Origin of the sequence: Streptococcus sp. HMSC072C09 (assembly GCF_001813105.1) — a bacterium.
GTDB lineage: Bacteria > Bacillota > Bacilli > Lactobacillales > Streptococcaceae > Streptococcus.
In genome coordinates this window covers 122,673-144,440 of record NZ_KV811502.1, presented here as the reverse complement: position 1 = coordinate 144,440, position 21,768 = coordinate 122,673, and the positions used below count along the sequence as shown (strand labels likewise).

The 21,768-nt window shown below is 40.8% G+C and carries 27 protein-coding genes, 2 pseudogenes and 1 other annotated feature; of the genes and pseudogenes, 28 read left to right on the top strand and 1 reads right to left on the bottom strand.

Annotation, left to right across the window (positions count from 1 at the left end; genetic code table 11):
* The 7 genes and pseudogenes from HMPREF2893_RS08180 to HMPREF2893_RS08155 all read left to right on the top strand — a co-directional run.
* A pseudogene (locus HMPREF2893_RS08180) lies at positions 1 to 217 on the top strand (lipoprotein BUG3); the annotation flags it as partial.
* A gap of 67 nt (positions 218 to 284) precedes the next feature.
* A pseudogene (locus HMPREF2893_RS08175) lies at positions 285 to 727 on the top strand (hypothetical protein).
* 50 nt (positions 728 to 777) lie between these two features.
* Positions 778 to 1,206, top strand: coding sequence for a hypothetical protein (locus HMPREF2893_RS08170; protein WP_049472552.1), 429 nt, complete (start codon positions 778 to 780; stop codon positions 1,204 to 1,206).
* Between the two features lie 49 nt (positions 1,207 to 1,255).
* Entirely contained in the window at positions 1,256 to 1,711 is a 456-nt protein-coding gene (locus tag HMPREF2893_RS08165; RefSeq protein WP_049515335.1) for a hypothetical protein, read from the top strand.
* Between the two features lie 30 nt (positions 1,712 to 1,741).
* A complete protein-coding gene (locus HMPREF2893_RS11270) occupies positions 1,742 to 1,885 on the top strand; it encodes a hypothetical protein (RefSeq protein WP_315940882.1) in 144 nt (47 codons plus the stop codon).
* Complete coding sequence (locus tag HMPREF2893_RS08160) at positions 1,886 to 2,179, top strand: lipoprotein BUG3 (protein ID WP_315940881.1); 294 nt, start codon at positions 1,886 to 1,888, stop codon at positions 2,177 to 2,179. It begins immediately after the preceding gene.
* A 34-nt stretch (positions 2,180 to 2,213) separates the two neighbouring features.
* Complete coding sequence (locus HMPREF2893_RS08155) at positions 2,214 to 2,657, top strand: hypothetical protein (RefSeq protein WP_070675674.1); 444 nt, start codon at positions 2,214 to 2,216, stop codon at positions 2,655 to 2,657.
* Between the two features lie 221 nt (positions 2,658 to 2,878).
* Here the strand turns inward: HMPREF2893_RS08155 and HMPREF2893_RS08150 are convergent, their stop codons facing one another.
* Complete coding sequence (locus HMPREF2893_RS08150) at positions 2,879 to 3,313, bottom strand: DUF6556 family protein (protein ID WP_070675672.1); 435 nt, start codon at positions 3,311 to 3,313, stop codon at positions 2,879 to 2,881.
* Positions 3,314 to 3,505: 192 nt separating this feature from the next.
* On the opposite strand from HMPREF2893_RS08150, the gene HMPREF2893_RS08145 reads away from it, so the two are divergent.
* The 21 genes from HMPREF2893_RS08145 (at position 3,506) to HMPREF2893_RS08045 (ending at position 21,726) form a co-directional block, all read left to right on the top strand.
* A complete protein-coding gene (locus HMPREF2893_RS08145) occupies positions 3,506 to 4,648 on the top strand; it encodes a cysteine desulfurase family protein (RefSeq protein ID WP_049492010.1) in 1,143 nt (380 codons plus the stop codon).
* Positions 4,649 to 4,666: 18 nt separating this feature from the next.
* Positions 4,667 to 5,887 (top strand): tRNA uracil 4-sulfurtransferase ThiI, encoded by a 1,221-nt coding sequence (gene thiI, locus HMPREF2893_RS08140; protein WP_049492008.1) that lies wholly within the window; start codon positions 4,667 to 4,669, stop codon positions 5,885 to 5,887.
* Positions 5,888 to 5,939: 52 nt separating this feature from the next.
* Positions 5,940 to 6,482 (top strand): membrane lipoprotein lipid attachment site-containing protein, encoded by a 543-nt coding sequence (locus HMPREF2893_RS08135; protein ID WP_070675670.1) that lies wholly within the window; start codon positions 5,940 to 5,942, stop codon positions 6,480 to 6,482.
* 140 nt (positions 6,483 to 6,622) lie between these two features.
* Positions 6,623 to 6,710: a sequence feature (ribosomal protein L21 leader region), on the top strand.
* Between the two features lie 34 nt (positions 6,711 to 6,744).
* On the top strand, positions 6,745 to 7,059 hold the full coding sequence (gene rplU / locus HMPREF2893_RS08130; RefSeq protein WP_003002830.1) for a 50S ribosomal protein L21: 315 nt from the start codon (positions 6,745 to 6,747) through the stop codon (positions 7,057 to 7,059).
* Between the two features lie 14 nt (positions 7,060 to 7,073).
* A complete protein-coding gene (locus tag HMPREF2893_RS08125) occupies positions 7,074 to 7,418 on the top strand; it encodes a ribosomal-processing cysteine protease Prp (RefSeq protein WP_003002581.1) in 345 nt (114 codons plus the stop codon).
* A gap of 17 nt (positions 7,419 to 7,435) precedes the next feature.
* Positions 7,436 to 7,729, top strand: coding sequence for a 50S ribosomal protein L27 (gene rpmA / locus HMPREF2893_RS08120; RefSeq protein ID WP_003002805.1), 294 nt, complete (start codon positions 7,436 to 7,438; stop codon positions 7,727 to 7,729).
* 217 nt (positions 7,730 to 7,946) lie between these two features.
* Entirely contained in the window at positions 7,947 to 8,693 is a 747-nt protein-coding gene (locus tag HMPREF2893_RS08115; protein ID WP_061455169.1) for a DeoR/GlpR family DNA-binding transcription regulator, read from the top strand.
* 343 nt (positions 8,694 to 9,036) lie between these two features.
* Positions 9,037 to 9,513: a PTS sugar transporter subunit IIA gene (locus HMPREF2893_RS08110; RefSeq protein WP_003007730.1), complete on the top strand. Its 477-nt coding sequence runs from the start codon at positions 9,037 to 9,039 to the stop codon at positions 9,511 to 9,513.
* Positions 9,514 to 9,548: 35 nt separating this feature from the next.
* Positions 9,549 to 9,854, top strand: a complete 306-nt coding sequence (locus HMPREF2893_RS08105; RefSeq protein ID WP_049472544.1) for a PTS sugar transporter subunit IIB — start codon at positions 9,549 to 9,551, stop codon at positions 9,852 to 9,854.
* Between the two features lie 94 nt (positions 9,855 to 9,948).
* A complete protein-coding gene (locus tag HMPREF2893_RS08100) occupies positions 9,949 to 11,424 on the top strand; it encodes a PTS transporter subunit IIC (RefSeq protein ID WP_070675668.1) in 1,476 nt (491 codons plus the stop codon).
* A gap of 202 nt (positions 11,425 to 11,626) precedes the next feature.
* Entirely contained in the window at positions 11,627 to 12,052 is a 426-nt protein-coding gene (gene lacA, locus HMPREF2893_RS08095) for a galactose-6-phosphate isomerase subunit LacA (protein ID WP_003007724.1), read from the top strand.
* Between the two features lie 16 nt (positions 12,053 to 12,068).
* A complete protein-coding gene (gene lacB / locus HMPREF2893_RS08090) occupies positions 12,069 to 12,584 on the top strand; it encodes a galactose-6-phosphate isomerase subunit LacB (protein ID WP_003002763.1) in 516 nt (171 codons plus the stop codon).
* A 10-nt stretch (positions 12,585 to 12,594) separates the two neighbouring features.
* Positions 12,595 to 13,524 carry a tagatose-6-phosphate kinase gene (locus tag HMPREF2893_RS08085; RefSeq protein WP_070675666.1) on the top strand — a complete coding sequence of 310 codons (930 nt, stop codon included), beginning with the start codon at positions 12,595 to 12,597 and terminating at the stop codon, positions 13,522 to 13,524.
* Between the two features lies 1 nt (position 13,525).
* Positions 13,526 to 14,506 (top strand): tagatose-bisphosphate aldolase, encoded by a 981-nt coding sequence (gene lacD / locus HMPREF2893_RS08080; protein WP_049484016.1) that lies wholly within the window; start codon positions 13,526 to 13,528, stop codon positions 14,504 to 14,506.
* A 309-nt stretch (positions 14,507 to 14,815) separates the two neighbouring features.
* The gene (locus HMPREF2893_RS08075; protein WP_045759555.1) at positions 14,816 to 15,649 is read left to right on the top strand and encodes a PRD domain-containing protein; all 834 of its coding nucleotides are present in this window, start codon (positions 14,816 to 14,818) and stop codon (positions 15,647 to 15,649) included.
* Positions 15,650 to 15,684: 35 nt separating this feature from the next.
* Positions 15,685 to 16,002, top strand: a complete 318-nt coding sequence (locus HMPREF2893_RS08070) for a PTS lactose/cellobiose transporter subunit IIA (RefSeq protein WP_045759554.1) — start codon at positions 15,685 to 15,687, stop codon at positions 16,000 to 16,002.
* On the top strand, positions 16,002 to 17,705 hold the full coding sequence (locus tag HMPREF2893_RS08065) for a lactose-specific PTS transporter subunit EIIC (protein ID WP_070675663.1): 1,704 nt from the start codon (positions 16,002 to 16,004) through the stop codon (positions 17,703 to 17,705). The genes HMPREF2893_RS08070 and HMPREF2893_RS08065 overlap by 1 nt, the downstream gene beginning before the upstream one ends.
* Before the next feature lie 87 nt (positions 17,706 to 17,792).
* Positions 17,793 to 19,199, top strand: a complete 1,407-nt coding sequence (gene lacG, locus HMPREF2893_RS08060) for a 6-phospho-beta-galactosidase (RefSeq protein ID WP_070675660.1) — start codon at positions 17,793 to 17,795, stop codon at positions 19,197 to 19,199.
* A 279-nt stretch (positions 19,200 to 19,478) separates the two neighbouring features.
* On the top strand, positions 19,479 to 20,381 hold the full coding sequence (locus HMPREF2893_RS08055; RefSeq protein ID WP_003001728.1) for a LysR family transcriptional regulator: 903 nt from the start codon (positions 19,479 to 19,481) through the stop codon (positions 20,379 to 20,381).
* A gap of 3 nt (positions 20,382 to 20,384) precedes the next feature.
* Positions 20,385 to 20,846 carry a signal peptidase II gene (gene lspA, locus HMPREF2893_RS08050; protein ID WP_070466119.1) on the top strand — a complete coding sequence of 154 codons (462 nt, stop codon included), beginning with the start codon at positions 20,385 to 20,387 and terminating at the stop codon, positions 20,844 to 20,846.
* Positions 20,836 to 21,726 (top strand): RluA family pseudouridine synthase, encoded by an 891-nt coding sequence (locus tag HMPREF2893_RS08045; RefSeq protein ID WP_070675657.1) that lies wholly within the window; start codon positions 20,836 to 20,838, stop codon positions 21,724 to 21,726. Before lspA ends, HMPREF2893_RS08045 begins: the two co-directional genes overlap by 11 nt.
* Positions 21,727 to 21,768 lie beyond the last annotated feature (42 nt).

The window sequence follows — 21,768 nt, the reverse complement described above, 5'->3', positions numbered from 1 at the left end:
TGAGTCAGTTCAGATTGATTGGGATGAAACTCAGTGGGGAGTAGCAGGAAATGGGACGCCACAAGGTGGTGACGAGATGATTCTCATTTTTGGCGGATTTAATCAAAATACTGAATCTGGTTGGCGAGTTGATTTGGTTGTGGAAGATGGAAAGATTAATTTAAAGACGATGTCACTTGGGCAAAACTTAAGCATAGGTCAAGAAATTTTCGAGTGATTAAATTGATAGATTGATTCGAAGTGTGGTTATTTTTGGTAGACTATCATAGTTTGGAGAAGAAGAGATGAAGAGACGACTGGAACTATTTTTGATTATTCTGTTACCGATCCTAGGAATTGTTTTTCTAGGAGGAAAAATCATGACACTGACCAAAAGACCGGAGCAGAAGATAACAACCACTTCTTCAAAGAAAGTCATTCAAAAATCAGAAGAAGAGATAAAAAAAGAACAAGTAGCCTATTTGAAAAAAATGAAAAAGAAATCGGCGATTTTGTGAAAGCTCAAAATCCGAAAGTTGAATCCGTACAGATCGATTGGGATCAGACACAATGGAGTGATGGTGGGCTTACAACTCCCGAATATTATATAAATGTTTTTGGTCGGATTAATCATATTGAGAACTCAGGATGGGGAGTGGATATTCCCATGAATGAAGATGGGACTGTAAATCTTAAAAATATGACGATGGGCGATTACATCAGTATTGATGGTGAGCCTATTGACTAATGGAACTGAAAAACGGTTTGAAAATGAACTGTTGTAGAGAAAGTTACCCAATGGAAAAACGAACGATATTTAAATTAATCACTACGATAGCTATTTTTATGAGTATGGGAGGTTGCGTAAAACAAGAGGAACAAACAAAACAAGCGCAAACTGTCACCTCTTCATCAACCAAAGAAGACAAAGAAGCCATAAAACAAAAGCAGCTCGCTTATCTCAAAGAGCACGAGCAAGAAATCGTCGATTTTGTGAAGTCTCAAAATCCTAAAATTGAGTCAGTTCAGATTGATTGGGATGAAACTCAGAAGAGTGATGGTGGACTTACAACTCCCGAATATTATATGAATGTTTTTGGGCGCATTAATCATATCGAGAACTCAGGATGGGGAGTGGATATTCCAATTAATGATGATCAATCAATTAACATGCGAGAAATGTTTATGCTTCATGAACCTACGATTGACGGAAAGCCTATTTCCTAAGTAAGTACAATGCATTTTGAAAAAGAACTGTTTTAGAAAAAGATAGCACATGATAAAACAAACGGCGTTTAAATTAATCACTACATTAGCTCTCCTTGCAAGTATAGGAGGATGTACAATAAAATCAAAAGAGCAAACGAAACCAGCACCCATTGCAACCCCTTCGACAACCAAGGAAGATAAAGAAGCGACGAAGCAAAAACAAATTGCCTATTTGAAAGAACATGAAAAAGAAATTGTTGATTTTGTGAAAGGTCAAAGTCCGAAAATCAAATCCGTTCAGATTGATTGGAACAGTATGCAAATTGAAGAGTCTGGGAATGGAACGCCTCAGGGTGGTGGATACAATTTATCTATTTCTGGTAAGATTAATCAATTAGAAAATACAAAATTCTCCGTTGATTTTTACCTAGAAGATCAAAATAGCATACCAACTATCAAAAAAATGGGCATGCTTAATGATATCTATATCGAAGAAAATGGTGGCTGGAAAATTTTTTCCTAAGTAAATAGAAGTATTAGTGTTAGGAGGAAAATGAAAAGTAAAATGAAATGTACACTTAAGTTATTAGCTTTAATGCTTATTTTCACAAGTATTGGAGGTTGTACTGTAAAGCAAAAAGCTCATAAGAAACAAGCACAAACTGTCACCACTTCCTCCACCAAAGAAGATATATAAGTGATCAAACAAAAACGGCTCGCTTATCTCAAAGAGCACGAGCAAGAAATCGTCGATTTTGTGAAATCGAAGAGTTCAAAGATTGAATCTGTTCAAATTTATTGGGACGAAACGCAATGGATTGAGGGTGGAAATGGGACACCACAAGGTGGAGATGAGGTCATAGAAATTTTTGGTACCGTCAATCAGCTAGAAGATTCAGGATGGAGGGTGGATGTTGTATTTGATTCTGATCAAAAGATGACTTTCAGTATGGGCTATAATATTAGTATTAAGGGTGATTATATTGAGTAAGAACTGGAAGATTCAAAGCCTGTAAGGAGGATTTATGAAGAGACAACTGGAACTATTTTTGATTATTTTGTTACCGATCCTAGGACTGGTTTTTCTTGGAGGAAAAATCATGACCCTGACCAAAAGACCCGAACAGAAGATAACGGCCTCGTCTTCGAAGAAAGTCGTACAAAAACCAGATGAAGAAATAAAAAAAGAACAACTTGACTACCTAAAAGAACACGAACAGAAGGTTATTGATTTAGTCAAAGCACAAAATTCAAAAGTTGAATCCGTTCAGATTGATTGGGATCATACACAATGGAGTGATGGTGGACTGACAACTCCTGAATATTATATGAATGTTTATGGAGGTATAAATCATATTGAAGAATCGAGTTGGGGAGTAGATATCCCAATTAATGAGGACAATACATTAAATTTAGATGAGATGTATCTAGGATCCGACATTAACATAGGGGGAAGATTATTTGAGTAATTGGCATTTAAAAAGTTTTGATAATCTATATGCTTCATTAGCTGAATCAACTTATCGTGATAGGCCCAAGAACTTTTCATATGAATGATTGGATCAAATCCAGGAAGAGCGTTCAAAGCTCAAATGGGAGTATGACAACAAGATAGATGCTTTCTATAAAAATCAGAAAAAGCTGGAATCGAAAGCCAAAAAAAATCAGTAAGGTTGTCCTTACTGATTTTTTAGTTGGTTCCAGATGATGCTGTATCTGCGCCACTGTCTGTTGCTGTGGAGCCTTGGTCTTGTGCGGCAGACGAACTGGTTTCTGTAGCAGATGAGCTATCGGTTTCTTTTTGTGAACTAGCATCTGTATTGCTTGAATCGGTTTGCGTATTGGTGTTAGCATCTGTATTGGTAGCGCTTGAGTCAGATCCCTTATCGTGAACCACGACAACGCTGGTGCTACTAGATGGTTTGTCTTCTGTTTTTTGATTATCTTTATTGAGCAGGCTCATGATGGTAAAGGAAGTGACGATAATCCCTAGGAGACTGGCAATCGTAGCTACAACCGTTTGAAATACGGACAAACCTTGTTTGACTTTCTCACCGCGAGATGGTCTTGTATCAACTTTTTCCTCAGGTTTTTGGTTTTTGTTACTTCTTGAATATTGTGACATGTTCATTCTCTTTCTATCAAAAATTGTTTTTTAACACTTTCCTATTATAAGTCATTTTCTGAAAAATGTCTAAAAAGAACTGATTTTTATAGAGTGATTTTGCTGCGTCTCTCTTTATCAAATCCTTGTCCCAAGCGGTTAGAAATGATAAAATAGAAGTTACGTAAAAAGAAAGTGATGGATGCGTAGGACATGATCTATTTTGACAATTCAGCAACGACTAAACCCTATCCAGAAGCCCTTGCGACTTATACAGAAGTAGCGACTCGGATCTGGGGCAACCCTTCTAGTTTGCACAATCTAGGTAGTCAAGCTACTCGTATTTTGGAAGCTTCTCGGAAACAAATTGCGGAGCTAATTGGCAAGAAAACTGAGGAAATTTACTTCACGTCTGGTGGGACAGAAGGGGACAATTGGATCCTCAAAGGTGTCGCCTTTGAGAAAGCTCCTTATGGCAAGCATATCATTGTCTCTGACATCGAGCATCCTGCCATCAAGGAATCGGCTGCTTGGTTAAAGACACAGGGATTCGAAGTGGATTACGCTCCTGTGGATGCGCGTGGCTTTGTCAAGGTGGATGCCTTGGCTAACCTTGTCCGTCCAGATACGACTTTGGTTTCTGTCATGGCCGTCAACAATGAGATTGGCTCCATCCAGCCCATCCATGACATCGCGGCTCTTCTGGAAGATCGTCCAACGGTTAGTTTCCATGTCGATGCGGTTCAAGCTTTAGCAAAGGTAGCTACAGAAGTTTATCTACCAGAGCGCGTGGACTTTGCGACCTTCTCTAGTCACAAATTCCATGGACTTCGCGGAGTTGGATTTGTCTACATCAAAGAAGGCAAAAAGATCACCCCTCTCTTAACAGGTGGGGGTCAAGAAAAAGAAATGCGCTCGACAACTGAGAATGTGGCAGGTATCGCAGCAACAGCAAAAGCCCTACGCTTAGCCATGGAAAACCAAGAAGCTTTTGCCAGCAAGACCCAGCAGATGAAAGAAGTCATCCGCAAAGAATTGGCCAACTATCCAGATGTCACTATCTTTTCTGGTGAGGATCACTTTGCGCCTCACATCTTGACTTTCGGGATCAAAGGAGTTCGTGGAGAAGTAGTGGTCCATGCCTTTGAAGAGTTTGATATTTACATCTCGACAACCAGTGCCTGCTCGTCCAAAGCTGGTAAGCCAGCTGGAACCTTGATTGCTATGGGAGTGGACAAGAGTATTGCCCAGACAGCTGTTCGCTTAAGTCTCGATCTTGAAAATGACATGAGCCAAGTCGAGCAATTCTTGACCAAGTTCAAACTGATTTATGAGCAAACACGAAAAGTACGTTAATTTTAGAAGGAAATCAACATGACCTTAACCTATTCAGAAATTATGATTCGCTATGGAGAGCTTTCTACTAAAGGAAAGAACCGTATGCGTTTCATCAATAAACTTCGCAATAATATCCAAGATGTTTTATCTATCTATCCAGCTGTCAAAGTGACAGCCGACCGCGATCGGGCGCATGCTTATCTGCATGGGACGGATTATGAGCCAGTAGCAGAATCCCTCAAGCAGGTTTTTGGAATCCAAAATTTTTCACCTGTTTACAAGATTGAAAAATCAGTACCAGCCTTAAAAGCGGCAGTGCAAGAGATTATGAAGGAGATTTACAAGGAAGGCTTGACCTTTAAAATCTCAAGTAAACGCAGTGACCATACCTTTGAACTCGATAGTCGTGAGCTCAATCAAACCTTGGGAGGTGCTGTCTTTGAAGCGATCCCAACTATCCAAGCTCAGATGAAAAAACCAGATATCAACTTGCAAGTTGAAATTCGAGAAGAAGCAGCCTACATATCTTATGAAACCATTAAAGGAGCAGGTGGCCTTCCTGTTGGTACGTCTGGCAAGGGCATGCTCATGCTTTCTGGTGGGATCGACTCTCCAGTAGCTGGTTACCTAGCTTTGAAGCGTGGAGTGGATATCGAGGCCGTTCACTTTGCTAGCCCACCTTATACCAGCCCTGGAGCTCTTAAAAAAGCCCATGATTTAACACGGAAGTTGACCAAGTTTGGGGGCAATATCCAATTTATCGAGGTGCCCTTCACAGAGATCCAAGAGGAAATCAAGGCAAAAGCGCCAGAAGCTTACCTCATGACCCTGACTCGTCGCTTTATGATGCGCATTACAGACCGCATTCGCGAGGTTCGCGGTGGTTTGGTCATTATCAATGGTGAAAGCTTGGGACAAGTGGCTAGCCAAACCTTAGAGAGTATGCAGGCCATCAATGCAGTGACTAATACGCCGGTTATTCGTCCGGTAGTGACCATGGACAAATTGGAAATCATCGATATTGCCCAAGCCATTGATACCTTTGAAATTTCTATCCAGCCATTCGAAGACTGTTGTACCATCTTTGCGCCAGACCGTCCAAAGACGAATCCGAAACTCAAAAATGCGGAGCAGTATGAGCAACGGATGGATGTGGAAGCTTTGGTTGAGCGTGCGGTAGCAGGCATTATCGTAACAGAGATCACACCAAAAGCAGAAAAAGATGAGGTCGATGACCTGATCGAGGATTTGCTATAGGAGAGACTGGGAGTATCCAGCCTCTTTTTCTAACCAACTTAAAGGAGACAAGATGAAAAAAATTATCGTTTTAATGACAAGTTTGTTACTGTTGACAGGCTGTGTCAAAGTATCATTTACTGGCCCAAAAAAAGAAGAAAAGACCAGCCAGTCAACCAGCAGTAAAAAAGAACCCCTCACATTTGTCAGAGCCGACCAGTACAAAGACCAGGACAACGAAGTCTTGGAAGCATCTGAGAAATTTATCAAGGAACATCCAACGCTTGGAGAACCTGGAAAATTATTTGTCTTTTTCCCAGGCTATACCTTTGGAAATGAGGAAAACCGCTTCGCCTTGTTCTTTATCGTGAATCGCACCACCACAACCATCGATCGTGATGGATCCTTTGTCCTGAATTTGGAATATGATGGAGAGCCACTTTTCAAAGATGTCACAGTTGACTATGAAATCAACGAATCGGGTGTGTTAAAACCCAATACGGCTGCAGCCATTCCTATCAAAATCACCAAGGAACAAGAAGAAAAGATGAAGAGCATGAACGATTCTTCAAAAGCAAAAATGAGCTTCAATGACTTTAAATTTAAGGATAAGTAGATGAAGAAGTCGGACTGACAAGCGATCTTAAAATAAAAGATATAAAATAATCAATTTTATAAAAGAAATTCGTTTTCAAAGCGCAAAAATACTTGTCTTTGTCTGATAGAAGTGATATACTAAGAGAGTTGACTATGCACATGCCTGTGCAACCGCTCGAACATCGTCGCTCATTTCCATGAGAGTAAGTGGTTCGTCCCACGATGCTAGGCGAGTCTTCACAAAAATACGGGGAAACCCAAAAATACATAGGAGGTGCATAATGAGCACATACGCAATCATTAAAACTGGCGGAAAACAAGTTAAAGTTGAAGTTGGTCAAGCTATCTACGTTGAAAAATTGAACGTTGAAGCTGGTCAAGAAGTTACATTTAACGAAGTTGTTCTTGTTGGTGGTGAAAACACTGTTGTCGGAACTCCACTTGTTTCAGGAGCTACTGTTGTTGGAACTGTTGAAAAACAAGGAAAACAAAAGAAAGTTGTTACTTACAAGTACAAACCTAAAAAAGGTAGCCACCGTAAACAAGGTCACCGTCAACCTTACACTAAAGTTGTCATCAACGCTATCAACGCTTAATTTTAGGAGAACACATGATACAAGCAGTCTTTGAACGAGCCGAAGATGGCGAGCTGAGGAGTGCAGAAATTACTGGGCACGCTGGAAGCGGTGAATACGGCTTTGATGTCGTGTGTGCATCGGTTTCGACTCTAGCCATTAACTTTGTCAACTCTGTTGAGAAATTTGCAGGCTACGAACCGGATCTAGAATTAAACGAAGAAGAAGGTGGCTTCCTGCGGGTGACGATCCCGACAGATATTCCACCTCATCAAAGAGAAATGACCCAACTATTCTTTGAATCATTTTTCTTAGGGATGGCAAACTTATCGGAGAACTCATCAGAGTTCGTCCAAACAAGAGTTATCACAGAAAACTAACATGGAGGAAAACAATTATGTTGAAATTGAATCTTGCTAACTTGCAACTTTTCGCCCACAAAAAAGGTGGAGGTTCTACATCAAACGGACGTGATTCACAAGCAAAACGTCTTGGAGCTAAAGCAGCTGATGGACAAACTGTAACAGGTGGATCTATCCTTTACCGTCAACGCGGTACTCACATCTACCCAGGTGTGAACGTTGGACGTGGTGGAGACGATACTTTGTTCGCAAAAGTTGAAGGCGTAGTACGCTTCGAACGTAAAGGTCGCGATAAAAAACAAGTTTCTGTTTACCCAATCGCAAAATAAAAAGGTTCAGTGAACCTTTTTATCCCGAGCCTTGAAATATTAAGGTGAGGAAGCTAGAAATAGCATAAATCAAAGCTTTCCGGATTAACGGAAGGCTTTTTTTCTTTTATTTATTTAAAAATATCATGTTTACTCTTGTTAATATAATGTTTGAATTTGTGTTTTTTGAAAAATGTAGTATAATAGAGACAAATATAGTAGGAATGGAAGTAGTACCATGAAAGATAGCAGACATGTTGAAATTCTTCAGGAACTGGATCGAAAAAGTGTGGTATCGGTCAAAGAGCTCAAGGAACTCTTTGGCGTGACAGACATGACCATTCGTCGCGATCTGATCGATCTTGAAAAACAAGGTCTTTTAGTTCGTGTACATGGTGGGGCCCACAAAAAAGTCAAAGATAGCTTATTAGAAGCTTCTCACAGTGAGAAAAATCTCATCAATATTGATGAGAAACGATCCATTGCCAAAAAATGTGCAGACTTGATCGAAAATGGGGATACCGTCTTTATTGGCTCTGGTACAACAACAGACTTTATCGGAGATTATTTGGAAGGGAAAGAAATTAGCATCGTCACCAACTCCCTGCCTATTTTTGAGAAGCTCAAGGATTTCCCGAATTATGACTTGATCTTAGTTGGTGGTCGCTACCGGGTAAAGACACAAACTTTTGTCGGTCAATTTGCCAATAAACTCTTGAAAGAAATCAAGGTTTCTAAAGCCTTCATCGGGGTGAATGGAATCGATGGCCATAGTGTCTCTACAGCTAATGAAGAAGAAGGAAATGGCAATGCTATTATTCTGAACAATGCAATAGAGAAATATGTGGTAGCCGATAACAGCAAGTTTGATAGTTATTCCTTCTACAGTTTCTATCGTGTGGAAGATCTAAATGCCATTATTACCGATGATAGTATTCCTAAAAAGATCAAAGACAAATATGGCTTTTATACGAAAATCATTTAAGATCAAGAGAGTGGGACAGAAATCGGTAATTCGTTAGAATTCGATTTCGTCGTCCCACCTCCGCACAGTTGAGTAGGGCTGTAAAAGCTGATGAAATCAGCGTAGTAGAGCCCACTCAACCACTGCGTCTTGCTCGACAATCCAAAAATAATTGAGAGGCTAGGATTTTTGTCACAGCCTCTTTTTACTTTTTTAATAATGTTAGAAAATGACGGTTAGGAAGCGTTTTAAAGAGGAATATAAACAAAAATAAACAAAATACGACAAAAAATGATTGACAATCAATCAATATAGTGATATACTCTAACCATAAAATAAATAGTTAGATAAGGAGGTGGCAACAATGGGATTAAATCAACTCTTTAACAAAGATCTTGTATTTTGCCTACATGCCAAGGATCAAACAGATCTCTTTGAGCAGGTAGCAAGCTTATTGGAAGAGCGACAGATTGTGACACCAACCTATCGTTCCGCTTTGATTGAGCGTGAAAAGTCTTTCCCGACTGGATTAGACATGGAATTTCTTGGTAAGGACTTACCAAATGTGGCGATCCCGCACACAGACATTGTCCATAATCTCACTGAGAATGTGGTCGTGGTTCGTTTGGATCAACCCGTAACCTTCCATAATATGATTGCTCCAGATAAGGAAGTTCAAGTTTCACTTTTATTCTTCATTATCAACAATTCAAGCTCTAGCCAAACCAATATTTTGGCTCAGCTGATGGATTTCTTTACATCCAATGGAAATCTCGAAGCTCTATCAAAATTAGATAGTGAAGATAAGCTTTATCAATACATAACGGAAACTATTTCCTAAAACATTCGTAAATATTTATAATGGAGGACATCCAAATGATTAAAATTTTAGCTGCCTGTGGTGCAGGTGTTAACTCTAGCCACCAAATTAAGAGTGCGTTGGAAGAAGAACTGTCAAACCGTGGTTATGATGTGCGTTGTGACGCTGTCATGGTCAAAGATGTCAATGAAGATTTGATTTCAGGTTATGATATCTTTACTCCAATTGCTGCAACTGATTTGGGATTCGATCCTGGTATTCCAGTGGTAGAAGCTGGTCCAATTTTATTCCGTATTCCAGCGATGAGTGCGCCAGTCTTTGATAACATCGAAGCTGCCATTAAAGAACATGGATTAAGTTAATATTTTTTTAAAACAGTTTGTAAGCGTTATCCAATGATAAAATTGGGAACGATTAACGCCCAATATAACAAATTATAAATCGGGAGGATTTATTATGAATGGCATTATTGATTTTGCCAATAAGTTTTTCAAACCCATCCTAGACATGGGTGCTCCGATCATCATGTTGATCGTCTTGACTTTATTGGCTCTCTTGTTTGGAGTGAAATTCTCTAAAGCCCTTGAAGGTGGTATTAAACTTGCCATCGCCCTTACTGGTATCGGTGCTATCATCGGTATGTTGAATGGAGCTTTCTCAGCATCTCTTGCAAAATTCGTTGAGAATACTGGTATTCAATTGAATATCACAGACGTTGGTTGGGCGCCTCTTGCGACCATTACTTGGGGGTCTGCCTGGACACTTTACTTCTTATTAATTATGTTGATCGTCAACGTTGTCATGCTGGCTATTAAGAAAACTGATACACTTGACGTCGATATCTTCGATATCTGGCACTTGTCTATCACTGGTCTTTTGATCAAATGGTATGCTGATAAGAATGGTGTTAGTGCAGGGGTATCCCTCTTCGTTGCAACTCTTGCCGTTGTCCTTGTAGGGGTTATGAAAATCATCAACTCAGACTTGATGAAACCAACATTTGATGATTTGTTGAATGCACCAAGTTCATCACCTATGACATCTACTCACATGAACTACATGATGAACCCAATCATCATGGTCTTGGATAAAATCTTTGACAAATTCTTCCCAGGTCTTGATAAATACGACTTCGACGCTGCTAAATTGAACAAGAAGATCGGTTTCTGGGGATCTAAATTCTTTATCGGTTTCCTTCTTGGTATCGTCATCGGTATCATGGGTACTCCACATCCAGTTGCTGGTGTACAAGATGCTGACAAATGGGAATTGGTTATTAAAGGTTGGTTGAGCCTTGGTTTGACTGCCGGTGTCTGCTTGGAATTGTTCTCATTGATCGGTTCTTGGTTCATCGCAGCAGTAGAACCATTGTCACAAGGTATTACAAACGTTGCTACTAAACGTCTTCAAGGACGTAAATTCAACATCGGTTTGGACTGGCCATTTATCGCTGGTCGTGCTGAAATCTGGGCTTGTGCCAACGTACTTGCGCCAATCATGTTGATCGAAGCAGTGCTTCTTTCTAAAGTCGGAAATGGTATCTTGCCACTTGCAGGTATCATCGCTATGGGTGTAACTCCAGCCTTGTTGGTTGTAACACGCGGTAAATTGATCCGTATGATCATCTTCGGAAGCCTTCTCTTGCCACTCTTCCTTCTTTCAGGAACATTGATTGCACCATTTGCAACTCAATTGGCTAAGAGTGTTGATGCCTTCCCTAAAGGGGTAGCTTCTACTCAATTGATCACTCACTCAACTCTTGAAGGACCAGTTGAAAAATTGCTCGGTTGGACAATCGGTAACGCAACAACTGGTGATATCAAAGCTATCCTTGGTGTAGTTGTCTTCTTGGCATTCTATATCGGAATCTTCGCTTGGTACAGAAAACAAATGATCAAACGTAACGAAGAATATGCTGCAATTGCAAAATAATCGTCATATGTAGTTTGAAAACTGACACCATATCTTTTGTGGATATGGTGTTTTTATTTTAAAAAAATGTTCGAAAATAAACAATTTAATGTTGACTTTCGTTCAAAATAGGTGTAATATAATATCAAAAGTAAGAAAATGTTTCTTTGTGAAAATTTAACAACAGGGATATTTGCTGAAACAAACAAAAGGAGGACAGGACATGTCTATTGTAATTGGTGCAGATGCTGCAGGATTAAGATTAAAAGATCTCGTGAAAGAGTTTCTTGTAAAAGAAAACTTCGACGTTGTGGATGTAACTGCTGAAGGTCAAGATTTTGTAGATGTGACACTTGCAGTTGCGAGCGAAGTGAACAAAAACGATCAAAATCTTGGAATCGTGATTGATGCTTACGGTGCTGGTCCATTTATGGTTGCAACTAAAATCAAAGGAATGGTCGCAGCAGAAGTTTCAGATGAACGTTCTGCTTATATGACACGTGGACACAACAATTCTCGTATGATTACCATGGGTGCTGAAATTGTTGGGGATGAATTGGCCAAGAACATTGCCAAAGGCTTCGTCAATGGTAAATACGACGGTGGTCGTCACCAAATCCGTGTCGATATGTTGAATAAGATGTGCTAATGAGAGGAGAATTCAAATGAGAATTGCAATTGGTTGTGATCACATTGTGACAAATGAAAAAATGGCTGTTTCTGATTTTTTGAAATCAAAAGGATACGAAGTGCTCGACTTTGGGACTTATGACCATACACGTACCCACTATCCAATCTTTGGTAAGAAAGTCGGTGAAGCCGTAGCAAGTGGCCAAGCAGATCTTGGTGTTTGTATCTGTGGTACTGGTGTTGGGATCAACAATGCTGTTAACAAAGTACCTGGTATCCGTTCTGCCTTGGTACGCGATATGACAACTGCTCTTTATGCAAAAGAAGAATTGAACGCGAATGTCATCGGGTTTGGGGGTAAAATTACTGGTGAATTGCTCATGTGCGATATCATTGAAGCATTCATCCACGCTGAATACAAACCAACTGAAGAAAATAAAAAATTGATCGCTAAGATCCAACATGTGGAAACCCATAATGCCCATCAAGCGGATGCTGATTTCTTTACAGAATTCCTTGAAAAATGGGACCGTGGTGAATACCACGACTAAGAGGTGACGTATGATATTAACGGTCACGATGAACCCTTCGATTGATATCTCTTATCCTTTGGATGTACTCCAGTTGGATACAGTCAATCGAGTGGCTGAGGTGAGTAAGACAGCTGGTGGGAAAGGTCTCAATGTCACCCGTGTACTTTCTGAGATCAAGGATCCAGTGGCAGCGACCGGCCTACTTGGTGGTCGAACGGGCCAATTCATTCTCGATCATTTAGGAGAAGGGATAGAGGAACGTTTCTTTGAGATTGCTGGGGATACACGAAATTGTATCGCCATCCTTCACGAAGGCAAGCAAACAGAAATCTTAGAAAAAGGTCCAACCATTTCTGAGAAAGAAGGGCAAGGTTTCCTTCAACATTACCGTCACTTGATCGATCAAGTGGAAGTGGTTGCTATCTCAGGTAGTCTTCCTGCTGGTTTACCAGTGGATTATTATGCCAGCCTTGTCAAGATTGCAAGGGAAGCTGGAAAACCAGTCGTGCTCGACTGCTCGGGAGTTTCTTTAGAAGCTGCCATTCAAGCAGATGTCAAGCCTACAGTCATTAAGCCTAACAATGAAGAGTTGTCTCAATTGTTAGGAAAAGAAGTGAGTAAGAATGTGGAAGACTTAAAAGAAGTTCTTCAGGATGCTCTCTTTGATGGCATCGAATGGGTGATAGTCTCTCTTGGAGCAAATGGCGCTTTTGCGAAGCACGGGGATGTCTTCTATAAGGTAGATATTCCTAAGATTGATGTCGTCAATCCAGTCGGATCTGGTGATTCGACTGTTGCAGGGATTGCATCTGGTCTCTATCATCATGAGAGTGACGCAGACTTGCTCAAGAAAGCAAATGTTCTTGGAATGTTAAATTCGCAAGAAGCACAAACAGGACATGTCAACATGGGGCACTATGATGCCTTGTATCAACAATTAATCGTAAAAGAGGTATAAAATGGTATTAACAGAACAAAAACGCAACTATTTGGAACGTCTTAGTACAAAAGACGGTGTTATTTCAGCTTTGGCCTTCGACCAACGTGGGGCTTTGAAACGCTTGATGGCCAAATACCAAGACACTGAGCCAACTGTAGCACAAATGGAAGAATTGAAAGTTCTTGTAGCAGATGAATTGACAAAATATGCTTCCTCTATGTTGTTGGACCCAGAATATGGGTTGCCTGCTACGAAAGCCTTGGACAAAGATGCTGGTCTCTTGCTTGCATACGAAAAGACAGGTTACGATACATCCAGCACCAAACGCTTGCCTGACTGCTTGAACCTTTGGTCAGCAAAACGCATTAAAGAACAAGGTGCTGATGCTGTGAAATTCTTGCTCTACTATGATGTAGATAGTGCAGAAGAACTTAACCAAGAAAAACAAGCTTACATCGAACGCATTGGTTCAGAATGTGTGGCAGAAGACATTCCATTCTTCCTTGAAATCTTGGCTTATGATGAAGGAATTGCAGATGCAACCTCTGCTGAATATGCAAAAGTGAAACCTCGTAAGGTTATTGAAGCGATGAAAGTCTTCTCAGATCCTCGTTTCAATATCGATGTATTGAAAGTAGAAGTTCCCGTCAATGTCAACTACGTGGAAGGATTTGGAGAAGGTGAAGTTGTCTATAGTCGTGAAGAAGCGGCTGCTTTCTTCAAAGAACAAGAAGAAGCAACAAATCTTCCATACATCTACCTCAGTGCTGGTGTATCCGCAAAACTTTTCCAAGAAACTTTGGAATTTGCTCATGCATCAGGTGCTAACTTCAACGGTGTTCTTTGTGGACGTGCGACATGGGCAGGTTCAGTAGAAGCTTACATCAAAGATGGAGAAGCAGCTGCTCGTGAATGGCTTCGTACAGAAGGTCGTCAAAATATTGAAGAATTGAATGCGGTCTTGGCTAAAGTGGCAACACCTTGGACAGAACGCGTGTAAGAAACAAATCGTTATTGCCTCCTAAAGCAACATTTAGAACATTGGAAGGAAGAAATTCCTTCCAATGTTCTTCATTATTTTTAGGCTTTGTTTATTTTTTATAAAAAATGTTTAAAAATTTTCGCTGTAAGGGTTTACAAAATAAAAAACATATGATAGAATAAGTTCATAAGTTAAATAGCAGTGAGCGTTACTAAGTTAGATTAGGCGTGACCACAAGTAGATTGAATGATTAGCATAGGCTAGTTTTTTCAGTTGCTTCGTGGTCATTTTTATTTGCTTTTAACAAATTTTACAAAGGAGAGCCTCATGTATCGTATTATCCATCCAATGAACAATAATGTTGCTTTGGTTCAAAATGAGCTTCAACAAGAGTTAATTGTTGTTGGGAGTGGGATTGCTTTTGGGAAAAAGAAAAATGATCTGGTAGCTGATGATAAGGTCGAAAAAGTATTTCGTTTAAACACGGATGAATCAAGAGAAAACTTTATGGCCCTTCTAAAGGATGTTCCTCTTGATTTCATCACAACCACTTATGAAGTGATTGATACCTTGTCTAAGAAATATGCCTATCCTGTTCAAGAATATATCTATGTGACACTAACAGATCACATCTTTTGTTCTTACCAGGCGGTTCAACAGGGAAGATACAAACACAGTGATCTACCTGATGCGTCTGCTATGCATCCGATCCCCTATAAAATCGCAAAGGAAGCGATTGAAATCTTTCGAGAGCGGCTCTTGGATCAATTTCCTGATGACGAAGTGAATCGTATCGCCTATCACTTCATCAATGCACAAGGGGAAGTCATTCATGAGCAGGATCCTGATGTCCAAGATCGCCAAGCGATTTTGAAAGCTGTAGAAGAAAAACTAGCTCAAAATGGATTGAAACGAAAAGAAGAGAACAGTCATTTCTATGATCGCTTTATGATCCATCTTAATTATTTCCTTGACTCCCTAGATAAGGGAAGAGAGGATCCTGAAGGATTGAGCGAGATGGAACAACTGATCCAGCTAAGTTATCCAAAGGCTTATGAGATTAGTCATCAGATCTACCAAACCATCGCTGAACAGACTGGAGCTAAGATATCTCCTAATGAAAAAGTCTATTTGGCCTTGCATATTCAACGTCTATTATAAAATTTTTAAAAAGGTTATCATAAGGAGGAACCAACATGAATAAAGAAGAAGTCCAATTACTTGGGTTTGAAATTGTCGCTTATGCCGGTGACGCTCGATCAAAATTGATAGAAGCATTAAAAGCTGCTGAAAACGGTGATTTTACGAAAGCAGAATCCTTGGTAGAAGAAGCAGGGGCCTGTATCGCTGAGGCTCACAAATCTCAAACGACCATGCTAGCGCAAGAAGCTGCAGGAGAAGAAATCCCTTATAGCATCACTATGATGCATGGTCAAGACCATCTCATGACAACTATCTTATTAAAAGACGTGATTCACCATCTGATAGAACTATATAAAAGAGGAGCAAAATAATGAATAAACTGATTGAACTGATTGAAAAAGGGAAACCTTTCTTTGAAAAGATTTCTCGTAATAAATATTTGCGAGCGATTCGGGATGGTTTCATTGCAGGGATGCCTGTAATCTTATTCTCATCTATCTTCATCCTAATTGCGTATGTACCAAACGCTTGGGGATTCCACTGGTCTAAAGATATTGAAACATTCTTGATGACTCCATATAACTACTCAATGGGGATCTTAGCCTTCTTTGTTGGTGGTACAACGGCTAAAGCATTGACCGATTCTATGAACCGGGATCTGCCAGCAACCAATCAAATTAACTACCTTTCTACCATGCTCGCTTCTATGGTTGGTTTCCTACTCATGGCAGCAGAACCTGGTAAAGATGGTGGCATTCTTACAGCCTTCATGGGTACAAAAGGTCTGTTGACAGCCTTCATTGCAGCCTTTGTTACAGTTAATGTTTATAAGGTCTGTGTGAAAAATAATGTGACGATTCGCATGCCAGACGAGGTTCCACCGAATATTTCACAAGTTTTCAAAGACTTGATTCCATTCACAGTTTCAATTGTTCTCTTGTATGCATTTGAATTGATTGTTAAAGGTGCTATCGGTGTAACCGTTGCGGAATCAATCGGAACACTTCTAGCTCCATTGTTCTCTGCGGCAGATGGTTATCTTGGAATTACCCTTATCTTTGGTGCTTATGCCTTCTTCTGGTTTGTTGGTATCCACGGTCCTTCTATCGTAGAACCAGCGATTGCGGCGATCACTTATGCAAATATTGATAACAACTTACACTTGCTTCAAGCAGGCCAACATGCAGATAAAGTCATCACTTCTGGGACTCAAATGTTTATCGTTACCATGGGTGGTACTGGTGCAACCTTGATTGTTCCATTCCTCTTCATGTGGTTGTGTAAGTCTGAACGAAACCGTGCGATTGGACGTGCATCTGTTGTTCCTACATTCTTCGGTGTAAACGAACCAATTCTCTTCGGGGCTCCAATCGTATTGAATCCAACCTTCTTCATTCCATTTATCTTTGCGCCAATCGCAAACGTCTGGATCTTCAAATTCTTTGTTGATACCTTGGGAATGAACTCATTCTCTGCTAACCTTCCATGGGTAACTCCTGGACCTCTTGGTATTGTTCTTGGTACGAACTTCCAAGTTCTTTCCTTCATCCTTGCTGCACTTCTTGTTGTAGTAGACGTGATCATTTACTACCCATTCGTTAAAGTTTACGATGAACAAATTCTTGAAGAAGAACGTTCAGGTAAATCAAACGATAGCTTGAAAGAAAAAGTTGCTGCAAACTTCAATACAGCGAAAGCTGATGCTGTTCTTGAAAAAGCTGGTGTTGAAAATGAACCAGCTCAAAACAATATCACAAAAGAAACAAACGTATTGGTTCTTTGTGCAGGTGGTGGTACAAGTGGTCTTCTTGCAAATGCCTTAAACAAGGCGGCAGCAGAATATAATGTTCCTGTCAAAGCAGCAGCAGGTGGCTATGGTGCTCACCGTGAAATGTTGCCAGAATTTGACCTGGTTATCCTAGCCCCTCAAGTAGCTTCTAACTATGAAGACATGAAGGCAGAAACAGATAAACTAGGTATCAAATTGGCTAAGACAGAAGGTGCTCAATACATTAAATTGACCCGCGATGGACAAGGTGCCCTTGCATTTGTTCAAGCGCAGTTTGAAGAATAAGAACGAATAAGTGAGATGGAGATGGATGGCTCACTAACTCCTCTCCACTCACTTTTCCTTTGATCCAATCAAGAAAAAGGTGAAAAAATGACAAAAACACTTCCTAAAGATTTTATTTTTGGTGGGGCAACGGCTGCCTATCAAGCAGAAGGAGCTACCCATACTGACGGAAAAGGACCAGTTGCTTGGGACAAATACTTGGCTGACAACTATTGGTACACCGCTGAACCTGCTAGTGATTTCTACCACAAATATCCAGTAGATCTTCAATTAGCTGAAGAATATGGGGTCAATGGTATACGGATTTCCATTGCTTGGTCACGTATTTTCCCAACTGGTTATGGTGAGGTGAATCCTAAAGGGGTGGAGTTCTACCATAACTTATTTGCTGAATGTCATAAACGTCATGTAGAACCATTCGTAACTCTCCATCACTTTGATACCCCTGAGGCTCTTCACTCAAATGGAGACTTCTTGAACCGTGAAAACATCGAACACTTTGTAGATTATGCCGCCTTCTGTTTTGAAGAATTCCCAGAAGTCAACTACTGGACAACCTTCAATGAAATCGGCCCAATCGGTGATGGTCAGTACTTAGTAGGGAAATTCCCTCCAGGGATTCAGTATGATCTTGCCAAAGTCTTCCAATCACACCATAATATGATGGTTTCACATGCGCGCGCTGTGAAATTGTACAAAGACAAAGGCTATAAAGGTGAAATCGGGGTTGTTCACGCCCTTCCAACTAAGTATCCATTGGATCCTAAAAATCCTGCAGACGTTCGTGCTGCTGAGTTGGAAGATATCATCCACAACAAATTTATTTTAGATGCAACCTACCTTGGTCATTATTCCGATGAAACCATGGAAGGGGTTAATCACATTCTTTCAGTTAATGGTGGTAGCTTGGATCTTCGTGACGAAGACTTTGCAGCACTTGAAGCAGCTAAAGATTTGAACGACTTCCTTGGAATTAACTACTACATGAGTGACTGGATGGAAGCCTTTGATGGTGAAACTGAAATCATCCACAACGGTAAAGGGGAAAAAGGAAGCTCTAAGTACCAAATTAAAGGTGTTGGTCGTCGTGTAGCTCCTGACTATGTACCTCGTACTGACTGGGACTGGATCATCTACCCTCAAGGTTTGTATGATCAAATCATGCGTGTCAAGAAAGATTATCCAAACTATAAGAAAATCTACATCACTGAAAACGGACTGGGCTACAAAGATGAGTTTGTGGATAATACGGTTTATGACGATGGACGGATTGATTATGTGAAACAACACTTAGAGGTCTTGTCTGATGCGATTGCAGATGGTGCTAATGTCAAAGGTTACTTCATCTGGTCTCTCATGGACGTCTTCTCTTGGTCTAATGGTTATGAAAAACGCTATGGTCTCTTTTATGTGGACTTTGAAACCCAGGAGCGCTATCCAAAGAAATCGGCTCATTGGTACAAGAAAGTAGCCGAAAGCCAAGTGATTGAATAAGTATAAGAGACTGGGACAAAAGTCCTAGCCTCTCAATTATTTTTAGGTTGTCGAGCAAGACGCAGTGGTTGAGTGGGCTCTACTACGCTGATTTCATCAGCTTTTACAGCCCTACTCAACTGTGCAGAGGTGGGACGACGAAATCGAATTCTAACGAATTACCGATTTCTGTCCCACTCTCTTTTTTATTTTTACTAGAAGAGGGTCTCTTAAACGCCTCTCTTCTTTCAGCCCCTAATTTATGGTATAATAGATCGATACTGTAATAAGGAAAATAGAATGAATATACAACAATTACGATATGTAGTGGCGATTGCCAATAGTGGTACTTTTCGTGAGGCTGCTGAAAAAATGTATGTGAGTCAGCCTAGCTTGTCCATCTCCGTCAGAGATCTGGAAAAAGAACTGGGCTTCAAGATTTTTCGTCGGACTAGTTCTGGGACTTTTTTGACCCGTCGGGGAATGGAATTTTATGAAAAAGCGCAGGACGTGGTCAAAGGGTTTGATATTTTTCAAAATCAATATGCCAGTCCCGAAGAAGAGAAGAAAGAATTCTCCATTTCTAGTCAGCACTATGACTTCTTGCCACCTTTGATGACAGAATTCTCAATCCGCTATCCGGAAAATAAAAACTTCCGCATCTTTGAATCAACGACGGTTCAAATTTTGGACGAAGTAGCTCAAGGGCATAGTGAGTTGGGGATTATTTATCTCAACCGTCAAAATACCAAGGGAATTATGCAACGGGTCGATAAATTAGGGCTTGAAGTGGTAGATTTGATTCCTTTTCAGACTCATATTTACCTTCGCAAAGGACACCCTTTGGCTAAGAAGAAAAAACTGGTCATGGAAGATCTAGCTCAGTTGCCAACTGTTCGTTTTACCCAAGAAAAAGATGAGTACCTCTATTATTCAGAGAACTTTGTCGATACCAGCTCGAGCTCACAAATGTTCAATGTGACCGACCGGGCAACCTTGAATGGAATCTTGGAGCGGACGGATGCTTATGCGACGGGATCAGGATTTTTGGATAGCCAGTCCGTGAATGGCATCACCGTGATTCCTTTGGAAGATAACCTGGACAATAAAATGGTCTATGTCAAACGCGAAGAGATGGATCTCTCTCCTGTAGCTGAGAAGTTTGTCGAGGTCATGGTAGAATATTTTGATCAAAAGAGGTAAGAAATGAAGAGAAAAACAATGGTCCCGGTAGCGATTGTCCTTTTGGTCCTACTGGATCAGCTGGTCAAATGGTATGTGGTGAAGAACATTCCACTGGGTGTCGTCAAGTCTTTTATTCCCCATGTGGTCAGCCTGACCTATCTTCAAAACACAGGTGCAGCTTTTTCGCTTCTTGAAAATCAGCAATGGTTCTTTACCCTCATCACTCTAGTCGTGATGGTAGGGGCCTTTTACTATCTCTATAAGCACCTCAAGGGGTCGCTTTGGATGGTGACAGGTTTGACCTTGGTTATCTCAGGTGGGTTGGGGAATTTTATAGATCGCCTGCGTCAGGGCTTTGTGGTCGATATGTTCCACCTGGACTTTATGAATTTTGCCATTTTTAATGTAGCAGATAGTTATTTGACAGTTGGAGTTTTCTTGCTCCTGATCCTGATGTTGAAAGAGGAAACGCATGGAAATTAAAATCGAAGTAGCCGGTGCGCGACTGGATAAGACTTTGGCGGATTTGACTCCCTTGTCACGGGCTGTGGCCAATGAGCAGATCAAAGAAGGAAAAGTTCTGGTCAATGGGGCTGTAAAAAAAGCCAAGTACACGGTCAAAGAAGGGGACATCATCCAGTATGAAGTCCCAGAAGTGGAAGAGGTCAGCTATGAAGCAGAAGATCTGCCCTTAGACATCGTCTATGAGGACCAAGATGTTGTGGTGGTCAATAAACCTCAAGGCATGGTTGTTCACCCAAGTGCGGGTCATACCAGTGGGACCTTGGTCAATGCGTTGTTATACCATGTCAAGGACCTTTCAGGGATCAATGGGGAATTGCGTCCAGGGATCGTTCATCGGATCGACAAAGACACCTCAGGCCTCCTGATGGTCGCAAAAAATGACCAAGCTCACGTCGCCTTAGCAGAGGAACTAAAAGACAAAAAATCACTACGGAAGTATTGGGCCATTGTTCATGGCAACCTTCCGAACGATCGGGGAATGATTGAAGCACCAATTGGTCGCAGTGAAAAGGACCGGAAAAAACAAGCGGTGACGGCTAAAGGAAAACCTGCAGTGACCCGTTTTCAAGTTTTGGAACGCTTTGGGAATTACACCTTGGTAGAGTTGCAACTGGAGACTGGTCGGACCCACCAAATTCGGGTGCACATGGCCTATATTGGCCATCCCGTGGCTGGAGATCCTGCTTATGGTCCTAAGAAGACACTTAAAGGACAAGGACAGTTTCTGCATGCACGGACACTTGGTTTTACTCACCCTCGCACAGGCGAGACCTTGGAATTTACAGCAGAAGTGCCAGCGATCTTTGAAAAAACGCTGGAAGACCTTCGAAAAGGATAATGAAGAATGGGAGTGGGAAAGAACTCTGACTAGTTAAAAAGA